At 72.1% G+C, this 19,977-nt stretch carries 12 protein-coding genes and 1 pseudogene; 10 read left to right on the plus strand and 3 right to left on the minus strand.

The window, feature by feature from the left end:
• Positions 1-17: 17 nt before the first annotated feature.
• Positions 18-3,323, plus strand: a complete 3,306-nt coding sequence (locus tag ACWDZ4_RS18100; RefSeq protein ID WP_451509383.1) for a cytochrome P450 — start codon at positions 18-20, stop codon at positions 3,321-3,323.
• A gap of 138 nt (positions 3,324-3,461) precedes the next feature.
• On the opposite strand, the gene ACWDZ4_RS18105 is transcribed toward ACWDZ4_RS18100, so the two are convergent.
• From ACWDZ4_RS18105 to ACWDZ4_RS18115, 3 genes are all read right to left on the minus strand, one after another.
• Positions 3,462-4,013, minus strand: a complete 552-nt coding sequence (locus ACWDZ4_RS18105) for a DoxX family protein (RefSeq protein ID WP_451509384.1) — start codon at positions 4,011-4,013, stop codon at positions 3,462-3,464.
• A gap of 380 nt (positions 4,014-4,393) precedes the next feature.
• A complete protein-coding gene (gene yicI, locus ACWDZ4_RS18110; RefSeq protein WP_451509385.1) occupies positions 4,394-6,652 on the minus strand; it encodes an alpha-xylosidase in 2,259 nt (752 codons plus the stop codon).
• Complete coding sequence (locus tag ACWDZ4_RS18115; RefSeq protein ID WP_451509386.1) at positions 6,649-9,540, minus strand: glycoside hydrolase family 3 C-terminal domain-containing protein; 2,892 nt, start codon at positions 9,538-9,540, stop codon at positions 6,649-6,651. Before ACWDZ4_RS18115 ends, yicI begins: the two co-directional genes overlap by 4 nt.
• A gap of 271 nt (positions 9,541-9,811) precedes the next feature.
• Between ACWDZ4_RS18115 and ACWDZ4_RS18120 the strand changes: the two genes are divergently transcribed.
• The 9 genes and pseudogenes from ACWDZ4_RS18120 to ACWDZ4_RS18160 all read left to right on the plus strand — a co-directional run bounded on the left by ACWDZ4_RS18120 (position 9,812) and on the right by ACWDZ4_RS18160 (position 19,967).
• A complete protein-coding gene (locus ACWDZ4_RS18120) occupies positions 9,812-11,491 on the plus strand; it encodes an extracellular solute-binding protein (RefSeq protein ID WP_451509387.1) in 1,680 nt (559 codons plus the stop codon).
• A 29-nt stretch (positions 11,492-11,520) separates the two neighbouring features.
• On the plus strand, positions 11,521-12,630 hold the full coding sequence (locus ACWDZ4_RS18125) for an ABC transporter permease (RefSeq protein WP_451509388.1): 1,110 nt from the start codon (positions 11,521-11,523) through the stop codon (positions 12,628-12,630).
• Positions 12,627-13,556: a carbohydrate ABC transporter permease gene (locus ACWDZ4_RS18130; RefSeq protein ID WP_451509389.1), complete on the plus strand. Its 930-nt coding sequence runs from the start codon at positions 12,627-12,629 to the stop codon at positions 13,554-13,556. Before ACWDZ4_RS18125 ends, ACWDZ4_RS18130 begins: the two co-directional genes overlap by 4 nt.
• Positions 13,557-13,750: 194 nt before the next feature.
• Positions 13,751-15,955 carry a 1,4-beta-glucanase gene (locus ACWDZ4_RS18135; protein WP_451509390.1) on the plus strand — a complete coding sequence of 735 codons (2,205 nt, stop codon included), beginning with the start codon at positions 13,751-13,753 and terminating at the stop codon, positions 15,953-15,955.
• Positions 15,952-17,901, plus strand: coding sequence for a beta-galactosidase (locus ACWDZ4_RS18140; protein ID WP_451509391.1), 1,950 nt, complete (start codon positions 15,952-15,954; stop codon positions 17,899-17,901). Before ACWDZ4_RS18135 ends, ACWDZ4_RS18140 begins: the two co-directional genes overlap by 4 nt.
• Before the next feature lie 58 nt (positions 17,902-17,959).
• Entirely contained in the window at positions 17,960-18,664 is a 705-nt protein-coding gene (locus tag ACWDZ4_RS18145; RefSeq protein ID WP_451509392.1) for a GH12 family glycosyl hydrolase domain-containing protein, read from the plus strand.
• A gap of 222 nt (positions 18,665-18,886) precedes the next feature.
• Positions 18,887-19,309 (plus strand): rhamnogalacturonan endolyase family protein, encoded by a 423-nt coding sequence (locus ACWDZ4_RS18150; protein WP_451509474.1) that lies wholly within the window; start codon positions 18,887-18,889, stop codon positions 19,307-19,309.
• Positions 19,275-19,493, plus strand: a pseudogene (locus ACWDZ4_RS18155) (rhamnogalacturonan lyase family protein); the annotation flags it as partial. The gene ACWDZ4_RS18150 and the pseudogene ACWDZ4_RS18155, both read left to right, overlap by 35 nt.
• A complete protein-coding gene (locus tag ACWDZ4_RS18160) occupies positions 19,473-19,967 on the plus strand; it encodes a rhamnogalacturonan lyase family protein (protein WP_451509475.1) in 495 nt (164 codons plus the stop codon). The pseudogene ACWDZ4_RS18155 and the gene ACWDZ4_RS18160, both read left to right, overlap by 21 nt.
• Positions 19,968-19,977: the final 10 nt, after the last annotated feature.

Consider the following 19,977-nt stretch of genomic DNA (forward strand, 5'->3'; position numbering starts at 1 on the left):
CCGGTGACGCTGGAGACATGACCGACACCATCGCGCCCCGCCCCGACGAACTTGCTCCTGAGGCTTCCGAGGCTTCCGAGGCTTCCGAGGACATGATCCCGGTCGCCGACAGTTCGGCGACGGGCCTCACCACGACCCCCCTCCAGCAGGCGATGGACCTCGCCCGGACGCACGGCCCGGTCTTCAGGCGCAGGGTCAACGGCCACGAGACGCTGTTCGTCTCCTCGCTGGACCTGGTCACCGAGGTGGCCGACGAGAGCCGCTTCGCCAAGGGCGTGTCCGTCGTCCTGGAGAACGTCCGGGAGTTCGCCGGTGACGGCCTGTTCACCGCGTACAACGACGAGCCGAACTGGGCGAAGGCGCACGAGATCCTGATGCCGGCCTTCGCGCTCGGCTCGATGCGCACCTACCACCCGGCGATGCTGGAGGTCGCCCGCCGGGTCATGGCCTGCTGGGACCGGCGGGCGGCCGACGGTTCGCCCGTCGACGTCGCGGACGACATGACCAGGATGACGCTGGACACCATCGGGCTCGCCGGCTTCGGATTCGACTTCGAATCCTTCGCACGCGACACCCCGCACCCGTTCGTCGAGTCGATGGTGCGCTGCCTCCAGTGGAGCATGGCCAGGTTCGCCCGCAGGCCCGGAGCCGACCACCGCGCGCAGGACGCGGCGTTCCGCGCCGACGCGGAGTACCTCGCGTCCGTCGTCGACGAGGTCATCGCCGCCCGGACCGCGAGCGGCGAGACGGGGGACGACGACCTGCTGGGCCTGATGCTCGGCGCCACGGACGCCAAGGACGCCACGGACGCCACGGACGCCGGGGAGGACGGGGAGGACGGGGAGGACGGGGAGGGCGGGGACGGTACGGCGCGCCTCGGTCCCGCTCTCGATCTCGCCAACGTACGCAACCAGATCATCACCTTCCTGATCGCCGGCCACGAGACCACCTCCGGCGCGCTCTCCTTCGCCCTGTACTACCTGCTCAAGGACCCGGTCGCGCTGCGCATGGCCCAGCGCGAGGCCGACGAGCTGTGGGGTGACGAGCTGTGGGGTGACGAGGCGGACCCCGGCCCGTCCTTCGAGGACATCGGCCGGCTGCCGTTCACCCGGCAGGTCCTCAACGAGGCGCTCCGCCTGTGGCCGACCGCCGCCGCCTTCAGCCGCCAGGCCCGCGAGGACACCCTGATCGGCGGTCGCTTCCCGGTCAGGGCCGGGGACATGGTCACGGTGCTCACGCCGATGCTGCACCGCGACCCGTCCTGGGGCGACAATCCCGAGATGTTCGACCCGGCCCGCTTCGGTCCGGAGGCCGAGGCGGCGCGCTCACCGCACGCCTACAAGCCGTTCGGAACCGGTGAACGCGCCTGCATCGGGCGGCAGTTCGCGCTGCACGAGGCGACCATGCTGCTCGCGCTCCTGGTGCACCGCTACCGTCTGATCGACCACACCGGCTACCGGCTGCGCGTCAAGGAGACCCTGACCCTCAAGCCCGACGGGTTCACCCTGACCCTGGCCGCCCGTACGCCCGGAGACCGGGCCGCGACCCGCGCCGCACTCGCCGTGCTCCCGGGCGGCGGCGCCACCCTCGCGGACGGCACGGCGGCCGGCCCCGCGGAAGGGCTGCCGGTCCGCGTCCCGCAGGGCACCGGGCTGCTGGTGCTGCACGGCACCAACTACGGCACCTGCCGCGAGTTCGCCGAGCGGCTGGCCGACGAGGCGACCGGTCTGGGGTTCTCGGCCGACGTGGCGCCGCTGGACGCGTTCGCCGGCGGGCTGCCCGCCGACCGTCCCGTCGTCATCGTCGCCGCCTCCTACAACGGGCAGCCCACCGACGACGCGGCCGCCTTCGTCCGGTGGCTGGGCGCCGCGCCCGAAGAGGCCGCGGCCGGTGTGCCGTACGCCGTCCTCGGTGTCGGCGACCGCAACTGGGCCGCGACGTACCAGCACGTGCCGAAGCTGATCGACGACCGGCTCGGTGCGCTGGGCGGCCGACGCCTGCTGGAGCGCGCCGAGGCCGACGCCTCGGGCGATCTCGGCGGCACCGTCAAGGAGTTCACGGCGGCGCTGCGCACCCGGCTGCTGGCGCGGTACGGCGATCCCACGAGCGTCGGCACGAGCGCGGGCGCGGGCACACCGGCCGCCGGGGACTCCGGCTACACCGTCACCGAGATCACCGGCGGACCGCTGGACGCGCTCGCCGCCCGGCACGGCCTCGTCCCGATGACCGTCACGCAGGCCCGTGACCTCACGGCCCAGGGCTGGCCCCGGCCCAAGCGGTTCCTGCGGATCGCGCTGCCCGAAGGGGTCACCTACCGCACCGCCGACCACCTCGCCGTGCTGCCGGCCAACGCGCCCGCCGCGGTCGGGCGGGCGGCCCGCGCCCTCGGCGCGGACCCGGACACCGTCCTCGCGCTGCGCCCGGACCGCCCCGGCCGCGGCACCCTCCCGGTCGACCGCCCCCTGACGGTACGTCAGCTCCTCACCCACCACCTGGAACTGGGCGCGCGACCGACCGCCGGGCAGGCGGCCCTGCTGGCCGCCCACCACCCGTGTCCGCCCGAGCGGGCGGCCCTGGAAGCCCTCGCCGAGGACGACCCGCGTACCGTGATCGATCTGATCGAGGCCCACCCGGCCCTGCGCGGCGCCCTGCCCTGGCCGGTCGTCCTGAAGCTGCTGCCCCCGATGCGCATCCGGCACTACTCCGTCTCGTCGTCGCCCGCCGCCGGCCCCCGCCACGCCGACCTGATGGTCTCGCTGCTGCCCGGGGGCACCGGTTCGACGCACCTGCACACCCTGCGGCCCGGCGACACCGTCCTGGCCCGCGTCCAGCCCTGCCGCGAGGCGTTCCGCCTGGACCCGGCCGACCCCGCCCCCGTCATCATGGTCGCGGCCGGCACCGGTCTCGCGCCCTTCCGCGGCGCCGTCGCCGACCGCGTCGCCGCCGGCGCGACCGCGCCCGCACGGCTCTACTTCGGGTGCGACGACCCCGACGGCGACTTCCTGCACGCCGCGGAATTCGCCGCCGCGGAGAAGGCCGGTGCCGTCCGCGTACGCCCCGTCTTCAGCGCCCGGCCCGAGCACGGCCACCGCTTCGTCCAGCACCGCATCGCCGCCGAGGCGGACGAGGTGTGGGAGCTGCTGCGGGCCGGTGCGCGGGTGCATGTCTGCGGCGACGGCAGCCGGATGGCGCCCGGGGTCCGGGCCGCTTTCCGCGACCTGCACGGCGCGCGTACGGGAGCCTCGCCGCAGGAATCCGAGGCATGGCTGCGCGAACTGACCGCCTCCGGCCGCTACGTCGAGGACGTGTACGCGGCGGGCTGACCGTACCGTCCCGGCAGTCGCGGTTCCCCGCTGCCGCCCGGAGCCCGGTCCGGCCTCGTCGCCGCGCTCCGGCGACGGCGCCGCCGGACCGGGCCCGCCCGTACCGGGGCGCCTCGGCGCGGGAATCCGGCGTACGGGTCAGCCGACCGGGAGACGGTCCCCCACGGAGGCGGCCGCAGAGCGTACGCCGTGCACCGCGCCGGACACACCGGCGCCCGCCTCGCGCCCGGCCCGGAGGGCGCGGCGGCGGCCGGAAGAGGCCGCGGCGCGCGAGCGGTAGGCCAGTGACGGCTTCCCGTGCGTGTCCGCGGCGGCGATCAGCAGCCCGCCGAGCAGGGACAGGTTCTTGGTGAACTGGATGCGCTGACGGGCCCGCTCATCAGGGTCCTCGGTCTTCCACCAGGCGTGTCCGGCGAGGGTCGTGGGGACGAGCGAGACCGCCAGCGCGAGGGCGGAGGCGCGCGGGAAGCGGCCCGTCGCGAGCAGGGCGCCGGCCCCCAGCTGAACGGCGCTGTTGATCCGTACGAGCCGGACCGTGTCGTCCGGCAGCCGGGGGATCCGGGCCGCGACGGGCCGGGCGACCGGGGCGGCGGCGGAGAGCACGGAGTGCGGGTCGCGGAAGGTGCGCAGTCCGCCCGAGAGGAAGGCGGAGGCGAGCAGGGGGCGTGCGGCTTTCCTCAGAATCGGCATGGTGAGCGCGTGCCCCGAATACGGGTGGGGCACGCGTGTGCGTCAGGTGTGATGCCGGCCGCTCCCCCGCCCGCGGCGCGGCGCCACGGCGCGCCGCGGGCGGCGGCGTGGGCCGGGGGCACCGTCGGCCGGCGCGTTCCCGCCGTTCCGGTACGCGGCCGGGCTCAGCAACGCCGGGGCCCTCGTCGGTCCGGCATCGGCCATGGCGCGGACCGGACGCGGGGCGAACCGCGTCCACGGGGTGGGACGCGACCGGCCGTCCGCCGCCACGTACGCGCGGGCACCGGCATCGGCACCGGCCGTCGCGGCGGCGCAGCCGGTCTCGGGTCCGGGGCCGGGCCCGAGACCGGCTGCGCCGTGCCACCGCCGCGGTGGGGTGCTCATCGCGGGTCGGCCGGAGGACAGAGGCCGGTTCCCGCCTCCCGGACCCGGAACGCCCGCCGGGAGCCCTCCGCCGTGACCCGCACCCCGTCGCCCTCGCGCACCGCGCGGAAGACGCCCGCGGGGCGCCCCTCCAGGTCGGGGACGGTGACCACGGCGCCGTCCGTCTCCGGGGTCACGAGCAGCGTCAGGCCGTCGAGCCAGTCGCCGTCGGGGCGCCGGTCGTCGGAGCCCAGCGGGAGCAGCGCCCCCGGGCGTACGTACAGGGGCAGGCTGTCGAAGCCGTGGACCTCGCGTCTCCATCCCGGCCCCTGGACCGTCTCGCCGGTCAGCAGGTGGGTCCAGGCGCCTTCGGGGAGGTAGAACTCGACGTCTCCGCCGGCGGTGAAGACGGGCGCCACCAGGAGGTCGGGGCCGAGCATGTACTGGCGGTCCAGGGTGCGGCAGGTGGGGTCGTCGGGGAATTCCAGCAGCATGGGGCGCATCACGGGTACGCCGGTGCGGTGCGCCTCGACCGCCACGCCGTAGAGGTACGGCATCAGGCGGTGCTTGAGCAGCGTGAACTTGCGCGCGACCGCCACCGCTTCCTCGCCGAACGCCCACGGCACCCGGTACGAGACGTTGCCGTGCAGCCGGCTGTGCGAGGACAGCAGTCCGAAGGCGAGCCAGCGTTTGAAGACCTCCGGTTCCGGCGTGCCCTCGAAGCCGCCGATGTCGTGGCTCCAGAAGCCGAAGCCGCTCAGCGACAGGGACAGGCCGCCGCGCAGGGATTCGGCCATGGCGCCCAGGGACGCGAAGCAGTCGCCGCCCCAGTGCACCGGGAACTGCTGTCCCCCGGCCGTCGCCGAACGGGCGAAGAGCACCGCCTGGCCCGTGCCCCGCTCCTTCTCCAGGAGTGCGAAGACCGTGCTGTTGTAGAGGTGCGTGTAGTAGTTGTGCATCCGCTCCGGGTCGGAGCCGTCGTGCCAGACCACGTCGGTGGGGACGCGCTCGCCGAAGTCGGTCTTGAAGCAGTCCACGCCCTGGTCGAGGAGGACGCGCAGCTTGTCCGTGTACCACTCGCGCGCGCCCGGGTGGGTGAAGTCCACCAGGGCCATGCCCGGCTGCCACAGGTCCCACTGCCAGATGTCGCCGTTCGGGCGCCGCACCAGGAACCCCTGGGCCGCGGCCTCGGCGAACAGCGCGGACTTCTGGGCGATGTAGGGGTTGATCCACATGCTGACCTTGAGGCCGCGCTCCGTGAGCCTGCGCAGCATGCCCTCCGGGTCGGGGAAGACCTCCGGGTCCCACTCCAGGTCCGACCACTGGTATTCGCGCATCCAGAAGCAGTCGAAGTGGAAGACGCTCAGCGGGATGTCGTGTTCCGCCATGCCGTCGACGAAGGAGGTGACGGTCTCCTCGTCGTACGGCGTGCAGAAGGAGGTCGTCAGCCACAGCCCGAACGACCAGGCGGGGGGCAGCGCGGGCCGGCCGGTCAGCGCGGTGTAGCGGGCGAGGACCTCCTTGGGTGTGGGCCCGGCGACGACGTAGTACTCCAGCGACTGGTCCTCGACGCTGAACTGCACCTGTCCGACCGACTCGGAGCCGATCTCGTACGACACCTTTCCGGGGTGGTTGACGAAGACGCCGTAGCCGCGCGAGGAGAGGTGGAAGGGGATGTTCTTGTACGCCTGTTCACTGCTCGTGCCGCCGTCGGCCTGCCAGACGTCGACACTCTGGCCGTTCTTGACGTACGGGGTGAAGCGTTCGCCCAGGCCGTAGATGTGCTCGCCGACACCGAGCGCGAGCTGCCCGATCATGTGGTGGGCGCCGTCGGGGGTGGTGGCGAAGGCGGTGCCCCGGCGTTCGACGGCCGTCAGCCGCTGCCCGTCGGCGCCGAGGAACTCCAGGCTCCAGGGTGCCCCGGCGCCGGTGTTCAGGCGCAGCGTGAGCGGTCCGCTGGTCAGCTCGGTGACGCCTGCCCCGCGGCGGACCTTGCCGGCGCCGGGTGCCACCTGCGCGCCCGGCAGGGCGAAGTCGGGGCCGCTGTGTGCCCGGCCGGCGTGGTGGGTGGTGCGGACGCCGATGACACCCTCGGCCGGGGAGAAGCATTCGACGGTGATGAGCGGGGAGTTGAGGGTGTCGCCCCGGTCGCGTACGCGCTTGACGGCCGCGTACGCCGTGAAGTGGTCGTCGCCCGTGCGCAGATCGCGTACCTCGGTCGCGTACGAGGCCCGTACGCCGTCGCGCATGAGCCAGAAGCCGTCGGTGAACTTCATCGAGTGGTGTTCCTCGGGTTCGGTGCGGACGGGAAGGTGAGCCGCGCCAGGCGGACGGAGCCGCACAGCCGCACGACCAGGTCGTGCACGCCGGAGGCGGTGAAGGGGGCGGTGCGGGTCGCGTAGTCGTAGGGTCCGCCGGCCGGGGTGACGGTGACGGTGGTGACCGTGGCACCCCGGGTGAGTTCGACGGATCCCCCGCCGGATGCCTCGACGGTGACGGAACGGACGCCGCCTTCCCCGAAGTCGCAGTTCCGGAAGACCAGTTGTCCCTCGGCGGCGCCGTCGGCCGGCGTCACGGCGTCAGCGGACGTCCTGGTGCGGTCGACGATCTCGGTGCCGCGCTGCTCGTCGTACGACGCGGCTTCGAGACCCGCCTCCCGTACGGGTCTGGCGGTGAGCGGGTCGCCTTCGGCCCGTACGGACGCGGTGAGCCTGATGTCCGCGCTGGAGGCCCCGGCGAGCAGTTCGTACGTGCCGGGCGCCACGGTCCAGCGGGCGTGGGCGACGTCCCAGAACCCCAGCTCCGACAGCGGGAGGCGGAACTCCAGGCGCCGCGCCGCCCCCGCGGCGAGGTGCACGCGGCGGTGCGCGGCGAGCTGCCGGGACGGCCGGACGACCGGCGGGTCCACCGCCCGGGTGTAGAGCTGGACCACTTCACCGGCGTCGACGGGGCCGGTGTTGGTGACGGTCAGCGAGACGCGGAGCAGGTCCGCGTCGTGTGCGTCGCGCTCGGCGCTCAGGTCCTCGTAGGCAAAGGACGAGTAGCCCAGGCCGTGCCCGAAGGGGTAGAGCGGGGAGCCCTCGAAGTACAGGTAGGTCTGGCGGGAGCCGATGATGTCGTAGTCGAACAGGTCCGGGAGATCGGTGTCGGCCGCGTACCAGGTCTGCGGCAGCCGCCCGGCCGGGGAGACGTCGCCGGCCAGCACACGGGCGAGCGCGGTGCCCGCGGCCTGGCCGCCGTGCGCGCTCCAGAGCAGTGCGGGCAGCTCGGCGTGGGCGTCGGCCACCGCGTACGGATAGGCCGAGACCAGGGCCAGCGCGGTACGCGGATTGGCGGCCCGGGCCGCGCGCCACAACCGCTCCTGGTGCGGTGGCAGGGCCAGCGTCGTACGGTCCTCGGTCTCGCGTCCGTTGATGTGCGGGTCGTTTCCGGCCACGACGATCACGGCGTCCGCGGTGGCCGCGGCGCGGGACACCGCCTCCTCGCCGCGCTCCAGGAACTCGATCGTGAAGAGTTCGCCCTTCTCGGCGATCTTCACGCCGTCGGCGGTGACAGAGACGTATCCACCCGTCCCCGTGTGCTTGAGGAGGCATCCGCCGGCGTCGTCGTGGTGCTCCAGTGCGAAGGTCTCCTGGACGACCCAGCCCCCGGGCTGGTCCGCCGAAGCGCGGACGAAGCCGTCGTCGGCGACCGAGAGGTACCGGCCGTCGGGGGCGCGCAGCGTCCAGGCGCCGCCGCCCCAGTCGATCAGGGCGAGTTCGGTGGGCTCGGGCCCCGTGGTCAGGGACGGCAGATCGGTACGGCCCGCGAGCAACGCCGGGTCCAGTGCGCCTTCCACCGCCTGCCCTTCGCCCGCCGGGGCCTCGCCGTCCGCCGGGGCCCCGGGCACCTGGAGCCAGCCCGCGTCGCACTTCAGCCGTACCCGGTCCGCGCCTTCGGCGAAGGTGACGTGCGCGGCGCCGAAGCGTTCGCGCAGGCCGTCGAGTGGTGTGGAGCGGCGGATCAGCGAGCCGCTGTACCAGTCGGTCTTGCACTCGTCGGCGAGCAGTCCGACGACGGCGATCCGGGTGCCCTCGGCGAGCGGCAGCATCCCGTCGTTCTTGAGCAGCACGATCGCCTGCTCGGCGGCCTCCTGGGCGAGGGCCCGGTGCTCGGCGGTGTCGAAGTCCCGCAGCGTGGTGCCCGCGTACGGGTCGAGGCCGGGGTCGAACTCGCCGAGCCGCAGCCGGACGGAGAGGTGGCGGCGTACCGCCGTGTCGATGTCCGCCCCGGTGAGCAGTCCCTGCTCCAGGGCGCGGCGGATCCGGCCGGTGACGACCGAAGCGTCGGTGCCGTGGTCGGTGAAGCTGTCCACGCCGGCGCGGAGCGCGGCGGCGGTGGCCTCTTCGTGGGTGTCGAAGTACTTCTCGGATGCGACGAGGTTGGTGGGCGCGCCGGCGTCGGAGCACACCAGCAGTTCCTCGTCGGTCCAGGTGCGCAGGTGCTCGGACAGCTGGGGCGACAGGTGGTTGGGGCGGCCGTTGACCAGGTTGTACGCGGGCATCACCCCGGCGACCGCGCCCGCTTCGACGGCTCCCCGGAAGGCGCGCAGGTCGTACTCGTGCAGCACGCGCGGCCGTACGGACGAGGACGAGGTGTCCCTGCGCGTCTCGTTGTTGTGGGCCAGCCAGTGCTTGAGTACGGGCGCGGTGCGCCAGTAGACCGGGTGGTCGCCGCGCAGGCCCCTGGTGTACGCGACCGCGATCGCCGTGGTGAGCGCGGGGTCCTCCGAGTAGCCCTCCTCGCCCCTGCCCCACAGCGGGTGGCGCAGCAGGTTCACGGTGGGCGCCCAGACGTTGAGGCCGACACGGTCGTCGCGGGAGCGCATGGCCCGCGCTTCGGTACCGACCGCCTCGCCGACCCTGCGCACCAGATCCTCGTTCCAGCTCGCGCCGAGCCCCACCGCCTGCGGGAAGACGGTCGCGGGTCCCATCCAGGCGACACCGTGCAGGGCCTCCTGTCCGGTGCGGAAGGGGCCGATGCCGAGCCTTTCCACGGCGGGCGCGAACTGGTGCAGCATCGCGATGCGTTCGTCGAGCGTCAGGCGGGCCAGCAGGTCGTCGACGCGCTTGCCGAAGGGAAGGCCGGGATCGCGGAACGGGGGCGGGCTTGTCGTCACGTACATCTCCCCTTGTGGCGCTGGAGAAGGAAATCTTCGAAGCGCTTCGATGCTCGGTGCTCGACGGTTCGCATGTCAAGGAGTCACGCGGACGCATCATGGCCACCCCCAGTGACGAATGGGCTGCCCCACCTTCCGGGTTCTGGCCGAGGAATGTGCGTATCGAGCCTTGTTCCGGCCCGCGGCTTCACTTAACCTCGCAGCAACATTGAAGCGCTTCGAAAGCCGACCGGCGGTTACCGCTGTGTGTCCAGGCGCGCCACGAAGGGTTGACGCAATGACGCCGAACCTCCCATCCTCCCGCTCCGCCCTGAGCCGGAGAAGCCTCCTCTCGTCCACCGCGGTCGCCGCGGTGGCGGTGGCCGGCGGCATGCCGCTGCTCACCGCCTGCGGCGGCAGCGGCGGGTCGAAGAACGAGGGCACGACGACGGGGAAGAAGCTGAAGGACCTGCTTCCCGCCTATACGGCATCGGCTCTGGTCACCCCGGACTTCCCCAGCAAGAACGGTTCCGCGGCCGGCTTCACCACCGCGCTGCCCGCCGGCGAGCTCGTCGTGTCGGTCCCGAAGAAGCTCGGCAGGGGCGGCGAGCTCACCATCATGGCGCCGAACTACGGCACTCCCCCGAAGACGGGCAATCCGTACTGGACGGCGATGGACGAAGGGGCCGGTGTCCGCGTCAAGTGGCAGAACCAGGACGGCGCCTCCTACGGGCAGAAGCTGGGCGCGGTCCTCGCCTCCAGCTCCATACCGGACGCGGTCGTCATCCCCGGCTGGGAGCTCACGGGGAAGATCCCCAGCGCCATCAGCAACAAGTTCGCCGATCTGGGCCCGTACCTGTCGGGCGACAAGGTCAAGGACTACCCGAACCTCGCCGCGGTCCCCACCCCGGCCTGGCGGCGGTCGGTCTTCGGCGGCAAGCTGCGCGGTCTGCCGATGCCGGGGGCCGACACCCCCAACATCGCGGCGTTCTACCGCGCCGACCTCTTCGACGAGAAGGGGCTCACCGCGCCGAAGTCCACCCAGGAGTTCTTCGACCTCTGCAAGGAGCTCAACGCTCCGAAGAGCAAGGTCTGGGCCTGCGGTGACATGACCTGGGCGGCCTACGCCTTCTTCGGCGTACTGCCCGAGAAGCCGCACTACTGGCAGCTCGTCGACGGCAAGCTGGTCAACCGCTACGAGACCCCCGAGTTCCTGGAAGCCCTGGACTGGTCGCGGTCGCTGTACTCGGCCGGCTTCGTGCACCCGGACGCCAAGTCCGAGAGCGGCGACATCGGCAACCTCTTCGCCGGCGGCAAGGTCCTGATGTACAACGCCGACCTGTCCGACTGGTACGGGAAGACCGCGGTCCAGCGCGTGGAGAACAAGAAGTTCGCCATGGCGGCGATGGACTACTTCGCCCACGACGGCGGCAAGCCCACCCTCTACGCGGCCGCGCCCGCCCACATGTGGTGCTTCGTCAGCGAGAAGGCCGACGAGAAGACGGTCCGGGACGTCCTCGCGCTCGCCAACTTCACCGCGGCGCCGTACGGCTCGAAGGAGCAGCGGCTGCGGCAGTTCGGCGTCGAGGGCGTCCACCACACCCTGGAGGACGGGGTGCTCACCAAGAACGGCAAGGGCAACAACGAGGTCTTCGGGACGTACGAGTACATCGCGTCCTCCGCGCCCTTCATCGCCTATCCCGACCAGCCCGATGTGGTCAAGGGCATGACCGGGTGGCAGCAGCGCATGGGGGCGTACCTCAGGAAGCCGCTCTTCTACGGCATGCAGATCCAGGAGCCCAACCGGTACACCGAGCTCAACAGCCAGTTCGAGGACCTGGAGAAGGACATCGTGCGCGGCCGCAAGAAGGTCGGCGACATGCAGCGGGCGGTCTCCGACTGGAAGTCCGGCGGCGGTGACGAGCTGCGCGACTGGTACAAGAAGCTGCTCGACGAGACGGGCAGCTCGGCCACCTGACCAGCGCCGCGCGGCACCGAGGAGACACGATGGCCCACAGCACTTCGGCCAAGGACCCGGGGGCCGCCCCCGGGGGGAGCACAGCGGGGGTGATCCGGGCGGACCGCGGCGGCACGCGGCGGCCGCCACCGGACGCGGGGGAGGAAACCGGCCGGAGCGAGGGGCCGGCAGGCCCCGGGACGGACCGTCCCGGCTCCGGCGGTGCGGCGGGCGGCATCACGCTGCGGCACCGGCTGCGGCGGGACCGCGTCCTGCTGCTGATGGTCGTGCCGGCCCTTCTGCTGCTGCTGGTTTTCCACTACGTGCCGCTGATCGGCAATGTCGTGGCCTTCCAGGACTACGACCCGTACATCGCGGACAACGCGTTCCAGGCGATCGCACAGAGCCCGTGGGTGGGAATCGAGCACTTCCGCCACATGGTCGAGGACCGGCTGTTCTGGCAGTCGCTCGGGAACACCCTCGCGATCTTCCTGATCCAGCTGACGCTGTTCTTCCCGGTCCCGATCCTGCTCGCGCTGTTCATTAACAGCTTCGTACGCCCCCGGGTGCGGGCGGTCGCCCAGGCGATCCTCTACCTGCCGCATTTCTTCTCCTGGGTCCTGGTCGTCACGATCTTCCAGCAGATGTTCGGCGGGGCGGGCCTGGTGGCGCAGACGCTGCGCGACCACGGCCACGGCGCGTTCGACCTCATGACCGATCCGGGTCTGTTCAAATTCCTGATCACCTTCGAGATGATCTGGAAGGACGCGGGCTGGGGGGTCATCGTCTTCCTCGCCGCGCTGGCCGCCGTCAGCCCAGACCTGTACGAGGCCGCCGCGATGGACGGCGCCAACCGCTGGCGGCGGATGTGGCACATCACCCTGCCCGCCCTGCGTCCGGTCGTGGCGCTGCTCCTGGTGCTCCAGGTCGGCAACGCGCTCACGGTCGGCTTCGAGCAGATCCTCCTCCAGCGCACCGCGGTCGGGCCGACCGCCGCCGAGGTCCTGGACACCTACGTCTGGAACATCGGCATCCAGAACGGCAACTTCAGCTACGCGGCCGCCGTCGGAATCATCAAGGGGATCTTCGGCCTCCTGCTGGTGCTCGGAGCCAACAAGGTCGCCCACCTGATGGGCGAGCAGGGGGTGTACAAGCGATGAGCGCGCTCACGGGAACCACACAGGGCCGCTTCGTGCGCGGCCGGCTGCGCCCGGCGTGGGAGGAGGAACCCGGCCGGGCGGGGCTCGCCACCAAGGGGGTGACGCTGGTCCTGGTCTGCCTGGCCGTGCTCTTCCCCGTCTGGGTGGTGATCGTCACCAGCCTGTCCTCGGCGAAGACGATCACCGAGACCGGCGGCCTGGTGGTGATCCCCCGGGACATCACCTTCATCGCCTACCAGGAGCTGCTGAGCGGCGGGCAGGTCACCCGCGCCGCACTGGTCAGCGTCGGCGTCACCGTCGTCGGCACGCTCTTCAGCATGACGGTGTCCGTCCTCTGCGCCTTCGGTCTCTCGCGGCCCGGGTCCGTGCTCCACCGGCCGATCCTCGTGTTCCTGATCGCCACGATGTTCTTCGGCGCCGGGCTGATCCCCACCTACCTGGTGGTGCAGGGCCTGGGGCTCACCGACACCTACCTGTCGCTGATCCTGCCGAGCGCCCTCAACGTCTTCAACATCCTGGTGCTGCGCGCGTTCTTCATGAGCACCGCGCAGGAGCTCGTCGAGAGCGCCCGGATCGACGGAGCCGGAGACCTCCGCATCCTCTGGCAGATCGTCATGCCGCTCTCGCGGGCGGTGATCGCGGTGATCACGCTCTTCTACGCGGTCGGCTACTGGAGCGCGTGGTTCAACGCCTCGATCTACATCAGCGACCCCGACATGCTGCCGCTCCAGAACATCATGCAGCAGCTGGTCATCAAGCAGACCCGGCCCACCGGCCTGGCGCAGGTCATCAACACCGGTCGGTTGTCGCCGCTCGCCATCCAGATGGCGGTGATGGTGCTGGCCCTCGTGCCGGTCGCGGTGCTCTCGCCCTTCGTGCAGAAGCACTTCAGGCAAGGCATGCTCACCGGCGCGATCAAGGGCTGACGGCCCTGCCCCGCCCCGGCCACCGCGGCCGGGACCCTCTCCCCCGGGCTCCCGCGGCCCGGACCCTCCCCTCGGTTCCCGCGACCGGGGCGCCGGACCGCCGCCGCGCACGAGCGCACCCGAACCGCCCGCGCGCGGCGGCACCCGCTGCTCGTGCTCGTGCTCCTCCTCACCCCCGCCAGAAGGAGACCGCCATGCCAGAACCGCTGCGCACGCCCAGCAGACGTTCCCTGCTCGCCGGCGCCTCGGCCGCGGCCGCGCTCACCGCGCTGCCCGCCGCCCCGGGCACCGCTTACGCCGCGTCCGCCGCGAACCCCGCCGGGGCCACCGCCGGCGTCCGGCCGTACCGCTGGCGCAATGCCGTCATCGGCGGCACCGGCTTCATCACCGGCGTGCTCTTCCACCCCGGGGTGAAGGGGCTGGCCTACGCCCGTACGGACATCGGCGGCGCGTACCGGTGGTCCGACACCACCGGCGCCTGGACCCCGCTGACCGACCACCTCGGCTGGGACGACTGGAACCTGCTGGGCGTCGAGGCGATCGCCGTCGACCCCGCCCGCCCGAACCGTCTCTACCTCGCCCTCGGCACGTACTCCCAGCCCTGGAGCGGGAACGGCGCGGTGCTCCGCTCGGACGACAGGGGCGCCACCTGGTCCCGCACCGACCTGACGGTCAAGCTCGGCGCCAACGAGGACGGCCGCGGCACCGGTGAACGCCTGCTCGTCGACCCGGCCGCGGGCGACACCCTGTGGCTGGGCACCCGCCACGACGGCCTGCTGAAGTCGACGGACCGCGGCGCCACCTGGGCGGCGGCGGACTTCCCGGCCGCGCCGTCCGCCTCCGGCCAGGGCGTCACCTTCCTCGCCGCCGCGGGACGGACCGTGTACGCCGGCTGGGGCGACGGCGGCGCGGCGAACCTGTACCGGAGGACCGGCACGGACTGGGAGGCCGTGCCCGGGCAGCCGGCCGGCGAGAGCGCCAGGGTACCGATCCACGCCGCGTACGACACCGGCACCCGCGCCCTGTACGTCACGTACGCCGACACCCCCGGGCCCAACAACCAGACCGGCGGCTCGGTCCACCAGCTGGACACCGTGACCGGCCGGTGGGCGGACGTCACCCCGGTGCGGCCGGGCGGCGCCTTCGGCTACGGCGGTCTCGCCGTGGACGCGCGCCGCCCCGGCACGGTCGTCGTGTCGACCAACAACCGCTGGTCGGAGGTCGACACCCTCTTCCGCTCCACGGACGGCGGGACGTCCTGGACCTCCCTCAAGGACACCGCCGTCCTCGACGTCTCCGAGACCCCCTTCCTGAAGTGGGGCGAGGACAGGCCCAAGTTCGGATGGTGGATCCAGACCGTCGCCATCGACCCGTACGACTCCGAGCACATCGTGTACGGGACGGGCGCGACCCTCTTCGGCACCCGCGACCTCGTCCACTGGGCACCGCGGGTCCGGGGCCTGGAGGAAGCCTCCGTCCGCCAGCTCATCTCGCCCCCGGCCGGCGAGGCGCACCTGATCAGCGGGCTCGGGGACCTCGGCGTGATGTACCACGAGCGGCTGACGGCCTCCCCCGCACGCGGCATGGCGTCGAACCCCGTCATGGGATCGGCCACCGGACTCGCCCAGGCCGCGCTCAGGCCCTCGTACGTGGTGCGGGCCGGCTGGGGCGACCACGGCAACGGCGCGCACTCCCACGACGGCGGCCGGACCTGGGCGCCCTTCGCGGCCCAGCCCTCCCTCGCCGCCGGCGCGCCGGGGCCGATCGCCGTGAGCGCCGACGGGAAGACCCTGCTGTGGTCCTTCGTCCACTGGGACGGAACCAGGCACCCCGCGCACCGCTCCACCGACATCGGCGCCACCTGGTCCGAGGTCCCCTCCTTCCCGAAGGGCGCCACGCCGGTCGCCGACCCGGCCCGCCCGGCGCTCTTCTACGCGTACGACTCCGGTGCGGGAACCCTGTACGCCAGCACGGACAGCGGCCGTACCTTCACCGCGCGGGCGACCGGGCTGCCGTCCGGCGACGCCCAGTTCAGGATCGCGGCGGCCCCCGGGCGCAGCGGCGACCTGTGGCTGTCCGCCAAGGAGAGCGGCCTGTACCGGTCGGTCGACGGCGGCGCGTCCTTCACCAGGGTCACCAGCTGCCGGGCCTCGTACACCCTCGGCTTCGGCAGGGCCGCCGACGGCGCGTCGTACCCGGCGGTCTACCAGGTCGGAGCGGTGGGCGCCGTCACCGCCGTCCACCGCTCCGACGACGGGGCGAAGACCTGGAGCCGCATCAACGACGACGCCCACCAGTGGGGCTGGACCGGCGAGACGATCACCGGCGACCCCAGAATCCACGGCCGTGTCTACCTCGGCACCAACGGCCGCGGCATCCAGTACGGAGACCCCAAGTGATCAATGACCGACTGCTCTTCGGCGGCGACTACAACCCCGAGCAGTGGCCCGAGGAAGTCTGGTCCGACGACGTACGCCTCATGAAGCAGGCGGGCGTCAACTCCGTCACCCTCGGCGTCTTCTCCTGGGCGAAACTCGAACCGCGCCCCGGGGCGCGCGAGTTCGGCTGGCTGGACCGTCTGATGGACCTGATGCACGAGAACGGCATCGGAGTGGTCCTCGCGACCCCCACCGCCTCCCCGCCGCCGTGGATGGGCAAGCTGCACCCCGAGACGCTGCCGCGCGACGAGGACGGCCGGACCGTCTGGTGGGGTTCCCGGCAGCAGTTCTCCCACTCCAGTCTCGTCTACCGGCGGTACGCGGCCGCCATCACCGAGGACCTCGCCGCCCGCTACGGCAGCCACCCGGCGCTCACCATGTGGCACATCAACAACGAGTACTGCACCCACGACTGGGGCGACGAGGCGGCCCGTGCCTTCCGCGACTGGCTGCGCGCCAAGTACACCTCGGCAAAGGCCCTCAACGAGGCCTGGGGAACCGCCTTCTGGAGCCAGCACTACGGCTCCTGGGAGGAGATCCTGCCGCCCCGCCGCGCGCAGTACATGAAGAACCCGGCCCAGGTGCTCGACTTCAAGCGCTTCACGTCCGACGCGCTCCTGGAGTGCTACCTCGCCGAGCGCGACATCGTGGTCCGCCACACCCCGCACATCCCGGTCACCACCAACTTCATGCCGTTCTGGACGGGGCAGGACGCCTGGAAGTGGTCCGACCACGAGGACATCGTCTCGGTCGACGTCTACCCGGACCCCAAGGACCCGTGGGCGGGCCAGTACAACGCCATGATCGGCGACATGACCCGCTCCCAGGCGGGCGGTCCCTGGATGGTGATGGAGCAGGCGGCGGGACCGGTCAACTGGCGCGGCGTCAACCACCCGAAGCCGCCCGGCCTCAACCGCCTGTTCTCCCTCCAGTCCGTGGCCCGCGGGGCGGACGCCATCTGCTACTTCCAGTGGCGGCAGTCCCGGCAGGGCTCGGAGAAGTACCACTCCGGGATGGTCAGTCACGCGGGCGAGCACGGCCGTACGTACCGGGAGGTCGCCCGCCTCGGTGCCGAACTCGCCCGGCTGGCCCCCGCGGTCGCCGGCACCCACTCCCCCTCCCCGGTGGCGATCCTGCACGACTGGGAGTCCTGGTGGGCCGACCAGCAGGACGGCCGTCCCTCGGTCCACGTCGAGTACCCGGAGGTCGTACGGGCCTGGCACCGCGCCCTGTGGGAGGAGGGCGTCGCGACCGACTTCGCCCGCCCCGAGGGCGCGCTGGGCGAGTACGCCGTGGTCGTCGTCCCGCATCTCTACCTCCTCACCGACGCCGCGATCGACAACCTCCTGGCGTACGTGCGCGACGGCGGCACCCTCGTGTGCGGCTTCCACACGGGAGCCGCCGACGAGGACGACCGCGTCCGCCCCGGCGGCATGGACGCGCGCCTCAGGGAGCTGTTCGGCATCCGCACGGTCCAGGAGTGGTGGCCGCTGGACGCGGGCGAGGCGGTGGAGTGCGAGGGCTTCCGGGGCACGCTGTGGTCCGAGGAACTGGAAGCCGCGGCGGACGCCGAGGTCCTCGTCCGTTACAAGGGTGGCGAACTCGACGGTCTGCCGGCCGTCCTGCGCAAGGGCCGCGCGCAGTACGTCTCCACCCTCCCCGAGCCGGAGGCGCTGCGCGAACTGCTCGCGGGCGTCACCCGGGAAGCCGGCGTACGGCCTCCGCTCTCCGGTCTCCCCGCCGGTGTGGAGGCCGTACGCCGCGGCGAGTTCGTCTTCCTGCTGAACCACGGGCGCGAGCCGGTGACGGTGAACGTGCCCGGCAGCCACGACGACCTGCTCAGCGGCGCCTCGATCGAGGGCTCGCTGGTGCTGGGCCGCTACGGCGTGGCGGTACTCCGGCCGTAGCCCCTCCTCCGCAACACCTGCTGCACCCCCTCCCCCCACTCCCATGGAAGGAACACCCATGGCACGTCGCACGCTCACCACAGCCCTCCTCGCCCCCGCCCTGGCCCTCACCGGCCTGGTCGGCCTCGCGTCGGCCCCCGCCCACGCCGCCGTCTGGAACACCTGTGACAAGTGGGGCAACACCAGCCTGAACGGCTACACGCTCTACAACAACATCTGGGGGTCCGGCGCCGGAAGCCAGTGCGTGTGGGCCGACTCCGGCACCACCTGGGGAGTCCGGGCCGACCACCCGGCCACCAGTGGCATCAAGTCCTACCCCAACTCCAAGAAGGTGATCGGCAAGTCGATCACCTCCCTCTCCTCGCTCTCCAGCAGCTACAACGTCACCGTCCCGTCGTCGGGCGACTACAACACGTCGTACGACATCTGGGACACCGACTACGACTACGAGATCATGCTCTGGGTCAACCACAACGGCAACGTCGGCGCCCTCGGCTCGTACCAGGGAACCGTCACCCTCGGCGGCCACACCTGGGCCACCTACAAGGGCGACAACGGCGCCAACGAGGTCTTCTCCTTCCTCCGCACCTCCGACTCCGCCTCCGGCACCGTGAACATCCTGCCCGTCCTGAAGTGGATCAAGGACACCAAGCGCTGGATGGGCGACGAGACCATCGGTGACGTCCAGTTCGGTTACGAGATCAGCGGCTCGCCCGGCGGTCTGGACTTCCGGACCAACACCCTGACGGTCTCCTCCAGCTGATCCCCGCATCCCGCATCCCGCATCCCGCGGGCACCGGTCGCCGGGTCGCCGCGGCAGCCTTTCCGGAGGCCGCGGCGACCCGGCTGCGCTTTCCCCCTCTCCCCCCACACGATGAGGACGACTCCATGTCCAGATCCCCGCACCTCGCCCGCCGGCGCCCTGACCGTCAGCCAGTCCGCCGGAGCCGTCGGAGCCACCGGAGCCACCGGGGCCGCCGGAGAGATGCCCCGGCCCGTCAACAAGGCCGCCACCGCCCTGGCCGCCGCGCGCGTGGCCGAGAAGCTGGACCGCGGGCCCGTCGCCGTACCCGCGAGCGGAGGCGTCCTGGTCACCTGGCGCATGCTCGGCAGCGACACGGCGGACGTGTCCTTCAAGCTGTACCGCGGCGGGACGCCGATCCAGCAGACCCAGAAGACCAACCACCTCGACACGGCCGGAAACACCGGCTCCTCGTACGAGCTCCGGGCCGTCGTCGGCGGTGTGGAGCAACCGGGCGAGAAGGCGGGCGTATGGGCCTCCGGCCGCCTGGACATCCCCCTCGACAAGCCGCCCGGGCGGCACGACGCGCGACGGCGTCGCCTACACCTACACCTACACCGCCAACGACGCCTCCACGGCGGACCTGGACGGCGACGGCGCCTATGAGCTGGTCCTGAAGTGGGCGCCGTCCAACGCCACCGACGTGGCCGACTCCGGCACCTGCACCGGGCCGACGGTCTACGACGCGTACGAGCTGAACGGCAGGCGGCTGTGGCGCGTGAACCTCGGGACGAACGTGCGCAGCGGTTCGCACTACGACTCGTTCCAGGTGTACGACTACGACGGTGACGGCAAGGCCGAGATGGCGGTCCGGACGTCCGACGGGTCGAAGGATTCCTCCGGCACGGTCCCGGCCTTCGGCGGCGGCGCCTCGTACAACTCCGCGATCTGGTGGGACGGCGATGCCCACCGTGAGCTCCTCGACCACCGCTGGTCGGGTTCGGCGGGCTCCGGTTACGGCCAGGTGCTGAAGTACGACGGCGACAGCGAACTCACCCGCATCTGGTACGACCAGGACGCCCGGTCCAACAACTGGACCAAGGGCAGCCCCGCGCTGAGCGCCGACCTCCTCGGCGACTGGCGCGAGGAGATGCTGTGGCGCAACGCCGACTCCACCGCGCTGCGGCTGTACACCACCCCGCACCCCACCGGGTACCGCCTGCCGACGCTCATGAGCGACCCGGTCTACCGGCTCGGTGTGGCGTGGCAGAACACCGGCTACAACCAGCCGCCGCAGGTGAGTTACTACCTCGGCACCAGGTGAGGGAAGAAGC

Source organism: Streptomyces sp. NPDC003016 (assembly GCF_053591455.1).

Bases quoted from the DNA above. Each gene is read 5' to 3' on its own strand.
- ACWDZ4_RS18115 (WP_451509386.1), bottom strand. From the start codon at position 9,540: ATGTACGTGACGACAAGCCCGCCCCCGTTCCGCGATCCCGGCCTTCCC.
- yicI (WP_451509385.1), bottom strand. From the start codon at position 6,652: ATGAAGTTCACCGACGGCTTCTGGCTCATGCGCGACGGCGTACGGGCC.
- ACWDZ4_RS18125 (WP_451509388.1), top strand. From the start codon at position 11,521: ATGGCCCACAGCACTTCGGCCAAGGACCCGGGGGCCGCCCCCGGGGGG.
- ACWDZ4_RS18130 (WP_451509389.1), top strand. From the start codon at position 12,627: ATGAGCGCGCTCACGGGAACCACACAGGGCCGCTTCGTGCGCGGCCGG.
- ACWDZ4_RS18120 (WP_451509387.1), top strand. From the start codon at position 9,812: ATGACGCCGAACCTCCCATCCTCCCGCTCCGCCCTGAGCCGGAGAAGC.
- ACWDZ4_RS18135 (WP_451509390.1), top strand. From the start codon at position 13,751: ATGCCAGAACCGCTGCGCACGCCCAGCAGACGTTCCCTGCTCGCCGGC.
- ACWDZ4_RS18145 (WP_451509392.1), top strand. From the start codon at position 17,960: ATGGCACGTCGCACGCTCACCACAGCCCTCCTCGCCCCCGCCCTGGCC.
- ACWDZ4_RS18150 (WP_451509474.1), top strand. From the start codon at position 18,887: ATGCCCCGGCCCGTCAACAAGGCCGCCACCGCCCTGGCCGCCGCGCGC.
- ACWDZ4_RS18105 (WP_451509384.1), bottom strand. From the start codon at position 4,013: ATGCCGATTCTGAGGAAAGCCGCACGCCCCCTGCTCGCCTCCGCCTTC.
- ACWDZ4_RS18100 (WP_451509383.1), top strand. From the start codon at position 18: ATGACCGACACCATCGCGCCCCGCCCCGACGAACTTGCTCCTGAGGCT.